Here is an 8,314-nt window from a genome sequence, read left to right as displayed (position 1 = left end):
CGCCCGCCCCTCCTCCTGGGGGTGAGCCTGAAGATGTACTTCGGCCACCACCAGACCCTCAACTGGGCGCGGAAGATTGCCACTCTCGCCGCCGAGCACCCCGCCGTGACCTCCGGCGAGGCCCGCCTCTTCGTCCTGCCGGCCTTCCCGACCCTGATCCCCGCCGCCGGCATCCTCGCGCCGTACGGCATCGCCCTCGGCGCCCAGGACATCGCCACCGAGGACACCGGCCCGTACACCGGCGAGGTCGGCGGCCCCCTCCTCAAGGAGATCGGCTGCCGCTACGCCGAGGTCGGCCACGCCGAACGCCGCCGCCTGTACGGCGAGGGCGACACGGTCGTCGCCGCCAAGACGGCCGCCGCCCTGCGCAGCGGCCTCACCCCCGTCCTCTGCGTCGGCGAACGCGACCGGGGAACACCACAGGAAGCCGCCGAGCGCACGGTCGCCGAGGCCGCCCGCCTGCTGACCGGACTGGACGGCACCGTCGTCCTCGCCTACGAGCCCCAGTGGGCCATCGGAGCGCCGGAACCGGCCTCGGCCGAGCACATCGCCGCCGTGTGCACGGCCCTGCGGAACTGGCTCGACTCCCGTTCGCAGCACGCGGGTTCGCAGGTCATCTACGGCGGCAGCGCGGGCCCCGGCCTGCTCAGCCGCCTCGGGGGAACCGCGGACGGCCTCTTCCTCGGCCGCTTCGCCCACGACCCGGAGAACGTACGGGCCGTACTCGACGAGATCCGCACCCCGACCGGCGCGGCGGTGGCGTGATGGCCCACGGAATCAGCACGTACGCGTACTTCTGGCGGATCTCCGACCGGGCACCCCGGCCGATGACCCTCGCCGAGATGCTGCGCGACACCGCCGAACTGGGCGGCCGGGTCTTCCAGATCTGCGACTACGCACCCGTCGAGTCGTACGACGCCGCGCAGTTGGCGGACGTGCGGGCCACCGCCGCCGACCTGGGCCTGACCCTGGAACTCGGCACCCGCGGCGTGCGTACCTCCCATCTGCTCAAGTACCTCGATTTGGCACGGCAGTTGGACGTCACCCTGGTCCGCTCCATGCTCAACACCGCGGACCACCGGCCGGACACCGCCGAGGCCGTGTCGCTGCTCAAGGAGTCGGTGTCCCGCTACGAGGACGCCGGGGTGACCCTGGGCCTGGAGACCTACGAGCAGGTGTCGACCGACGATTTGCTGGCTGTCGTACGCGGGGTCGACAGCGAGCGGCTCGGCGTCGTCCTGGACCCGGGCAACAGCGTCGCCCGCCTGGAACGCCCGGTGGACGTGGTCGCCGCCACCGCGCCGCACGTGGTCAACATCCACGTCAAGGACTTCGCCTTCACCCGCCGGGACGGCTGGGTCGGCTTCACCTACGCCGGCTGCCCCCTGGGCGAGGGACTCCTGGACTACGACGCGATGATCGCCGCCGTGCACGCCGCCCGGCCGGACGCGGACGGCATCAACCAGATCGTGGAGCACTGGCTCCCGTGGCAGGACGAGGGCTTCGACGCCACCGCCCGGCTCGAACACCAGTGGACGCAGCACAGCATCAACACCCTTCTGAGGAGCGAGTAATGGCCACCGAGATCCAGACCCAGGCCGACGTCAGGACCGTCGCCGTCATCGGGGCCGCAGGCAAGATGGGCCAGCGTGTCTCCAACAACCTGGTCGAGAGCGACTTCCGGGTCCTCTTCAGCGAGGCCTCGCCCAAGGGCCAGGAGCTGATCCGCGGCCTGGGCCGGGAGCTGACCGAGTCCACCGACGCGGTCGCCGAGGCGGATGTCGTCATCCTCGCCGTGCCGGACGTCGTCCTCGGAACGGTCTCCGAGCAGCTCGTGCCCCTCATGAAGCCGGGCACCGTCGTCCTCACCCTCGACCCGGCCGCCGCGTACGCGGGCCTGCTGTTCAGCCGGGACGACATCCACTACGCGTGTGCCCACCCCTGCCACCCGTCGGTGTTCCTGGAGCGCACCACCGAGGAGGAGTGGCAGGACACCTTCGGTGGCATCGCCGCCCCGCAGGAGGTGGTCGCCGCGTACGAGGGCGGCGACAGCGCCAAGCAGGAGCTGGCCGACTCGGTCATCCGCGTGATGTACGCCCCCGTGGTCGACGTCCACTGGGTCACCGTCAAGCAGCTCGCCGTCCTGGAGCCGACCCTCGTCGAGACGATCGCCTGCATGGTCGGCGCCCTCCTGACCGAGGCGCTGCACGAGACGGTGCACACGGTCGGCGTCCCGGAGAAGGCGGCCCGCGCGATGCTCCTGGGCCACACCCAGGTCGCCCTGGCGAACACCCTCAAGGGCTCCAACCCGTTCTCGGACGCCTGCCTGATCGCCATGGACTACGGCCGCGAGTCCATCGTGCGCGACGACTGGAAGAAGGTCTTCGAGGACGACGAGCTCGACAAGGTCATCACGCGCATGCTGAAGATCAAGGAGATCAAGCGCTGATCCGACGGCATCACCGATGCCGTTGCTCGTGCCGGTGCCGGTGCCGCCCGTTCCGGGGGTCGGCACCGGCATCAGTGCTGCCTGGCTACCTGGACCTGACGGCGTACGCGTTCAGGCGCCGATCTTGTCGGCCAGCTCGACGAGTGCGTCGGCTGCCGGGCCCGAGGACGCCGGGTTCTGCCCGGTGATCAGAAGGCCGTCCTGCACGACGTAGGGCTCCCAGTCGCCGATCTTGGAGTAGACGCCGCCCAGGCGCTTCAGCTCGTCCTCGACGAGGAAGGGGACGATCTCGGTGAGCGCGACCGCCTCCTCCTCGGAGTTGGCGAAGCCGGTGACCCTCTTGCCCTGCACCAGCGGGGTGCCGTCCTCGTTGACCGTGTGGCGCAGGACGCCGGGAGCGTGGCAGACCACCGCGAGCGGCTTGCCGGAGCGCAGCGTTGTCTCGATCAGCCGCGCGGAATGCGCGTCCTCGGCCAGATCCCACAGCGGGCCGTGGCCGCCGGGGTAGAAGACCGTGTCGAAGTCGTCGGCCGAGACCGAGTCCAGGCGCACGGTGTTCGACAGCGCCGCGGTCGCCTCCGCGTCGGCCTCGAACCGGCGGGTCTGTTCGGTCTGGAAACCGGGCTCGTTGCTCTTCGGGTCCAGGGGCGGACGGCCTCCCTTGGGAGAGGCGAGTGCCACCTCCCAGCCGGCCTCCTTGAAGCGGTAGTAGGGAGCAGCCAGCTCCTCCAGCCAGAATCCGGTCTTACGGCCGGTGTCGCCCAGCTCGTCGTGAGAGGTGAGAACGATCAGGACCTTCATGTCTGTCTCCTGGTGAGTGTGAGTGTGAGTGTGAGTGTGAGTGCGAGTGCGAGTGCGAGTGCGAGCGGTAGAGGTGAGTAGACCGGTCGTCTAGAGTTGGGCAAAAAACTGCCCGCGACTCCCGGTCGTCGTAGGTGAAACGCGGGCCGTCAGAGGTGCAGGATCTGGCGGGTCATCGCCGTGGTGGAGTCGAGCGGCGCGAGGCTGCGGTGGATCTTGGCCATGATGCTCGCGCCGAGCCACATCTGGTAGAGGACCTGCGCTGTTCCGCGGGGGTCTCCGTCGATCGCCACCGACCCGTCCTGAAGGCCGCCGGTGATCATCCGCTCCAGGCGGTCGACGATCGCGTCCGTGCCTTCCTTGAGGACCAGTCGCATCGGCTCCGACAGGTCGGAGACCTCGGCACCGAGCTTGACCGCCAGGCACTTGCCCTGGCAGTCGTCGACGCTCTGCGTCTCCCGCCACTGCTGCCAGTAGGTCGTCAGCTGCTCGGCGGCCGACTGGCCGGACCGTGCGAGTATGCGATCCATGTCGGCGACGTACTCCTCGAAGTAGCTCCGCAGCAGTGCTTCACCGAAGGCGTCCTTCGACGGGAAGTAGTGGTAGAAGGAGCCCTTTGGTACACCGGCCTCCGCGAGTACCTCATTGATGCCGACCGCGGAGTAGCCCTTGTGGGCAATGATCCGCTGGGCGGTGTCGAGGATGCTCCGGCGGGTGTCGCCGGTACGTGCGGTGATTGGCATGTCCGTAATCATAGCTCATGATTAGACCGGTCGTCTATCCGCGTCGGCATTGCTCTTCTGTAATCGTCATGACTACAGTTCAAATCGCAACTGCGACGACTACAGATTGGTGCGGAGATCATGATCGGCATCACCGGTGCATCCGGCCCCCTCGGACGTGCCACCGCTGACACACTGCGCCTGCGGCGCCTCGGCTGGGCGGGCGTCGAGATCCGGCTGGGCGGGGTGACCCTGCTGATCGACCCGCTCGAAAACACCGGTCCGCTGGAACCGGTCATGGGACGGCCGCGGCGGCCACTTCCTCCCGTCGACGCGCCGGCCGGCACGCATGCCCTGATCACCCATGTGCACCCCGACCACTACGACCGCGAACTGATCGCGCGCCTGGCCGGCTCCGGCACCGTCGGCTGCCACGCTCCCACCGCGTCGACGCTGGCGGCGGACGGCATAGCGGCCGAGGCGCAGGAACTGGGACAGCCACGTCGTATCGGCCCGCTGACAGTCACCCCCGTCGCCTCGCTGGACTGGCGAGGCAGCGACTGCGACCAGGTCGCCTGGATCGTGGAGGGCGCCGGGGCGCGGATCATCCACTGCGGGGACACCATGTGGCACGGCAACTGGTGGCAGATCGCCCGCGACCACGGCCCGTTCGACGTCGCGTTCCTTCCCGTCAACGGTGTCGTCGCCAGATTCGAGGGTTACGAGGCCAACGTGCCCGTCACGATGACACCCGAACAGGCGGTGGAGGCCGCGGCGGCTCTCAACGCCACCGCGGCCTGCGCGATCCACTACGAACTCTTCAACAACCCTCCCGCCTACGTCGAACAGTCCGACATCGCCGAACGCTTCGGCCGCGCCGCCGGGGAGAGGGGCATCGTGGCGCACCTGGTGGCCGACGGGGAGACCGTGCAACTCCCCGCGCACCACCACGCGGACCACGATCCGGATCAGCTCGCGTAGGTGCGTACGTAGTCGAAGCGGGCCGTCGCCCCGGCGGTGTCGAGCGAGACCAGGCCGATCCGCAGCGCCTGGACCCGACCCCGACTCCGATCCCGGTCCTGGTCCGGCGCCCCGCCCACCGCGCGGTCCGGAAGAAGTGATCTCCCCGAGGCTACGGCAGTCATTCCTGGTCCGGCGGGCCTGCCCAGGTCAGCGACACCGCCGTGGTGCCGAGCCGGGGAACCGGGACCGGCACGGAGCCGTCGGCACCGACCGGCAACTCGGCACCCGTCGCGCCGAGATAGTCGGCGGACGCCGCGCCGGTGACGGGGAACCCCGGGGTGAGCCGGCAGGTGACCGGGTCCTCGGCGAAGGACTGCAACCGCACCAGCAGGTGCCCGGGCTCGGGCACGGTCAGACCGACCACCCGCACATGGGGGTCGTCGAGTGCCAGCAGCGCGTACGAGGACACAGGGCTGGGCTCGGCCGCCCGCCGGGCCCGTACCGCCGCGAGAGGCCGGCTGCCCACGGCGGCGGTACGCATACCGAGTACTGCGCCGCCGAGCACCGCACCACCCGAGGCCGCACCGCCGTGGGGCGGCGCCTCCTCCCAGCCGACGCTGTAGCGAAAGACATGGTCGAACGCCTGCTCCGAGGGGAAGTTGGTGTCCCAGATGTTGTTGTGGACCCACGAGAACACCGTCCCCGGTTCCTCCTGGGCCAGTGACTGCGGATACGGCACGTAGGGGATCGCCACACCGCCCACCTGGATCAGCGGTGCGTCCTGGGTGGCCAGCGCCGCGCACGCCCCGTCCTCCTGGAGGCCGACCCAACGGCGTACCGCGCGCATGTGCCGGGCGGACCCCGGTACCGAGGGCAGCCCCGTCCCGGTGACCCCGCCGGTCGCCTCCATCCGGACGACCGGGGACCGCATCGCGAACGGGAAGGCGAAGAACGCGCTCTCCTTCGTCAGGGTCGCGGCCTTGTCGATCCGGTTCTCCAGGTCGATCCGCGCACTGGCGCGCGGCAGATGGACCCTGACCCGTAGCCGACGGGTGCCCGGCGCCGCGCACTCGTAGACCAGCGTCTCGCCGGTCGCGTCCGAGGTCCGTTCCACCAGGGCCGCCGGGGGAGCCGTCCTGCGGGTGGCCAGCAGGTGCATCGAATCGTCGGCGGTGGTCTTGCTCGACTGGTGGTTGAACCCGCCGGCCGTGGCGTACTCGTCGTACAGATATCCGTTGAAGCCGACCGTCGCGTCCTGCCGGACCAGCTCGCGCCCCGTCCGTTTGTCGACGACGGAGTCGATGCATGCGGACGCCAGGTCGACGTGGACGCGCAGGAACTCGTTCTCCAGCAGCGTGGCGGCGCCGGCCGAAGCATCGGCCGGGGCGTCACCAGTCGCGGCGCGGGGCGGCGCGGGCTCGATGTCCACCCGTACCGCCCCGTGGGCCGGCACGCCCGCCAGCCGGAACAGCAGGAACCGCCCCGCCGCCCGGTGGAGTTCGTTGCTCTGCGCCTCCTCCGCCACGTCAAGGGGGGTGCCGTCGCGGGAGTCGACGACCCGCACCGGTTCGGCGAGCGGCACGGTGCTCTCCGGGAGGAACAGCCGGACCGTCTCGGAACGCTCCCAACTGCAGGTGTTGACGACGTAGTAGCCGGCGAGCGACCCCTCGCGCGGAGCCAGGCGCTCACCCAGCGCCGCGCCCGCGGCGTCCAGCAGGGTGTGCGCGCCGTCGTGGGCGAGCAGGGCCTGGGAGTACTTCCAGTGCCACTGCCGTTCCCCCGAACCGTGGCCGTGGTCGCCATGCGTCCAGGGGTCGCCGGCTCCCCACGTGTGCTCGTTGAACAGCGAGGCGGCGCGGTACACCTCGGGCGCCGCCCGGGTGATGCGGGCCGCGTCCGGCGCCCCCAACACCTGCGCGTATCCCGCGAGGGTCCCCGCGTCGGCGAGCGCGGCCTGCCCGTCCCGGGTGGCGGCCAGCGGCACGGCGCCCGCACCGACACCGTCGACCCACCAGTCCGTCCAGTCGCCCTCGTACGTCTCGATCCGGTCGCCGAGCCGTTCCTCGGCGTCGGCGAAGAAGTCCTCGTTGCGCGAGGTGCGCAGGACGGGGAAGGCCCACTCCTCGTTCCACCGGCGCACGGTGTCCGCGATGATGCGGCGCGGCGGTCCGTTGTCCGCGAACTTGCCCAGGACCCGCAGGTGGAGGAAGTCCCACGGGTACGGGTCGCCCTTGAACTCCTCGTTCAGGACGGGGAATCCGGGGATGCCGCGGCCCTCGTGCGGGTACTGATGGTTCGTCAGCGCCGAGAGGTAGTTCGGCAGCAGGTCGTCGACCCGGTCGAAGGATTCGTCGAAACCGATGATCGAGCCCTCCATGTAGGCGAGGCCGTGCGGGGTGTCGGTGCGCCACACCAGCACGTCGCGCCCGCTCGGCGCCCGCCAGCGGAACAGGCGCGGCAGGTCCTGGCCGCCGACGTGGTGCGGCACCGCGCGTCCCGCCCAGTTGTGGGCGACCGACAGATAGCGGATGCCGCTGTCGGCGAGGACGTCGGGCAGCCCGACGACCTGACCCGGTACGTCCGTCTGCATGGCCGTGGTGATGTCGATGCCGTGCCGCTTGCGCAACTCCCGTATCGGGCGCAGCAGTTCGTGCAGCTCGTCGGTGGAGCAGGTCTCGGTGTGCAGGTTGAAGGGCATCGCGGTCAGCTCGATGCGCCCTTCGCGCACCCGCTCCAGGAACGCCGCGACCTGCCGCTCCGGCCGGTTGTGCGACCAGTTCTCGTAGCTGAAGAATCCCTCGACCGCCCAGCGGAACTTCGACTCGTCGGGCCAGTCGTCCGTGGTGCGGCACAGTTCGAGCAGGGAGTCGAGGTACGTGCGTCCCTCGGCGAGCACGGTGCCCTGCGGGTCGGTGTAGCCGATGTCCAGGTGGGCGTGCTGGACCAGGTGGAGTGTCCAGTGGCGCTGCGGGGTCAGCAGCACCTCGACGCTGTGGGCGTCGGCCAGTTCGGGCAGTTCGACCAGGACCGGGGTGGGCGCGTCCACCTCCGGCACGAGCAGCCGGGTGGTGCCGCCGGGGCCGGGAACGACGTCGCAGCGCAGGGCGCCACCGGTGACGGTGGTGACGCGGGCACGGGTGACCGGCCGGTCCGCCGTCACGCGCACGGACTGGAGCAGCCCGCCGCCGCCGTCGTGGCGCAGCAGCGGTTCGCAGGAGAACCTGAACCGGTGTCCGCCGAGAACCCCCTCGGCGGACACCCCCCGCTCGCGCAGAATGTCACGGGCCATGTTCGAGTCCCACCAGGAGGGACGGGCAAGTGCGGGGCGGGGCATGGGAGAGGTCTCCACTCGTGTGCGGTGCCGGGGCGTGCTGCTGCG

Annotated in this window: 8 protein-coding genes; 4 read left to right on the top strand and 4 right to left on the bottom strand. The window is 70.5% G+C overall.

The features are described from left to right. The 3 genes from AOK01_RS14730 to AOK01_RS14720 all read left to right on the top strand — a co-directional run. The coding region (locus tag AOK01_RS14730) for a triose-phosphate isomerase (protein WP_063792798.1) at positions 1 to 765 on the top strand (765 nt) is incomplete at its 5' end. Next, the gene (locus AOK01_RS14725) at positions 765 to 1,574 is read left to right on the top strand and encodes a sugar phosphate isomerase/epimerase family protein (protein WP_055511604.1); all 810 of its coding nucleotides are present in this window, start codon (positions 765 to 767) and stop codon (positions 1,572 to 1,574) included. The genes AOK01_RS14730 and AOK01_RS14725, both read left to right, overlap by 1 nt. After that, complete coding sequence (locus AOK01_RS14720) at positions 1,574 to 2,449, top strand: phosphogluconate dehydrogenase C-terminal domain-containing protein (RefSeq protein ID WP_055511602.1); 876 nt, start codon at positions 1,574 to 1,576, stop codon at positions 2,447 to 2,449. The genes AOK01_RS14725 and AOK01_RS14720 overlap by 1 nt, the downstream gene beginning before the upstream one ends. 111 nt (positions 2,450 to 2,560) lie before the next feature. Here the strand turns inward: AOK01_RS14720 and AOK01_RS14715 are convergent, their stop codons facing one another. Together AOK01_RS14715 and AOK01_RS14710 are read right to left on the bottom strand one after the other, a co-directional pair. Continuing rightward, a complete protein-coding gene (locus tag AOK01_RS14715; RefSeq protein ID WP_055511600.1) occupies positions 2,561 to 3,250 on the bottom strand; it encodes a type 1 glutamine amidotransferase domain-containing protein in 690 nt (229 codons plus the stop codon). Positions 3,251 to 3,399: 149 nt separating this feature from the next. After that, entirely contained in the window at positions 3,400 to 3,993 is a 594-nt protein-coding gene (locus AOK01_RS14710) for a TetR/AcrR family transcriptional regulator (RefSeq protein ID WP_213862097.1), read from the bottom strand. 120 nt (positions 3,994 to 4,113) lie between these two features. Here AOK01_RS14710 and AOK01_RS14705 point away from each other — a divergent pair, with 120 nt between their 5' ends. Beyond that, entirely contained in the window at positions 4,114 to 4,953 is an 840-nt protein-coding gene (locus AOK01_RS14705) for an MBL fold metallo-hydrolase (RefSeq protein WP_055511598.1), read from the top strand. Here AOK01_RS14705 and AOK01_RS43540 read toward each other — a convergent pair. Then, positions 4,941 to 5,117, bottom strand: coding sequence for a hypothetical protein (locus AOK01_RS43540; RefSeq protein ID WP_157871313.1), 177 nt, complete (start codon positions 5,115 to 5,117; stop codon positions 4,941 to 4,943). The two genes, AOK01_RS14705 and AOK01_RS43540, sit on opposite strands and share 13 nt — an antisense overlap. Then, positions 5,114 to 8,269: a glycoside hydrolase family 38 N-terminal domain-containing protein gene (locus AOK01_RS14700; RefSeq protein ID WP_055511596.1), complete on the bottom strand. Its 3,156-nt coding sequence runs from the start codon at positions 8,267 to 8,269 to the stop codon at positions 5,114 to 5,116. Before AOK01_RS14700 ends, AOK01_RS43540 begins: the two co-directional genes overlap by 4 nt. Positions 8,270 to 8,314 lie beyond the last annotated feature (45 nt).

Origin of the sequence: Streptomyces aurantiacus (genome assembly GCF_001418335.1) — a bacterium.
In the GTDB taxonomy this organism is placed as follows: domain Bacteria; phylum Actinomycetota; class Actinomycetes; order Streptomycetales; family Streptomycetaceae; genus Streptomyces; species Streptomyces aurantiacus.
Note: the sequence above shows the minus strand (reverse complement) of the source record. Positions and strands in the feature narration are given on the sequence as shown.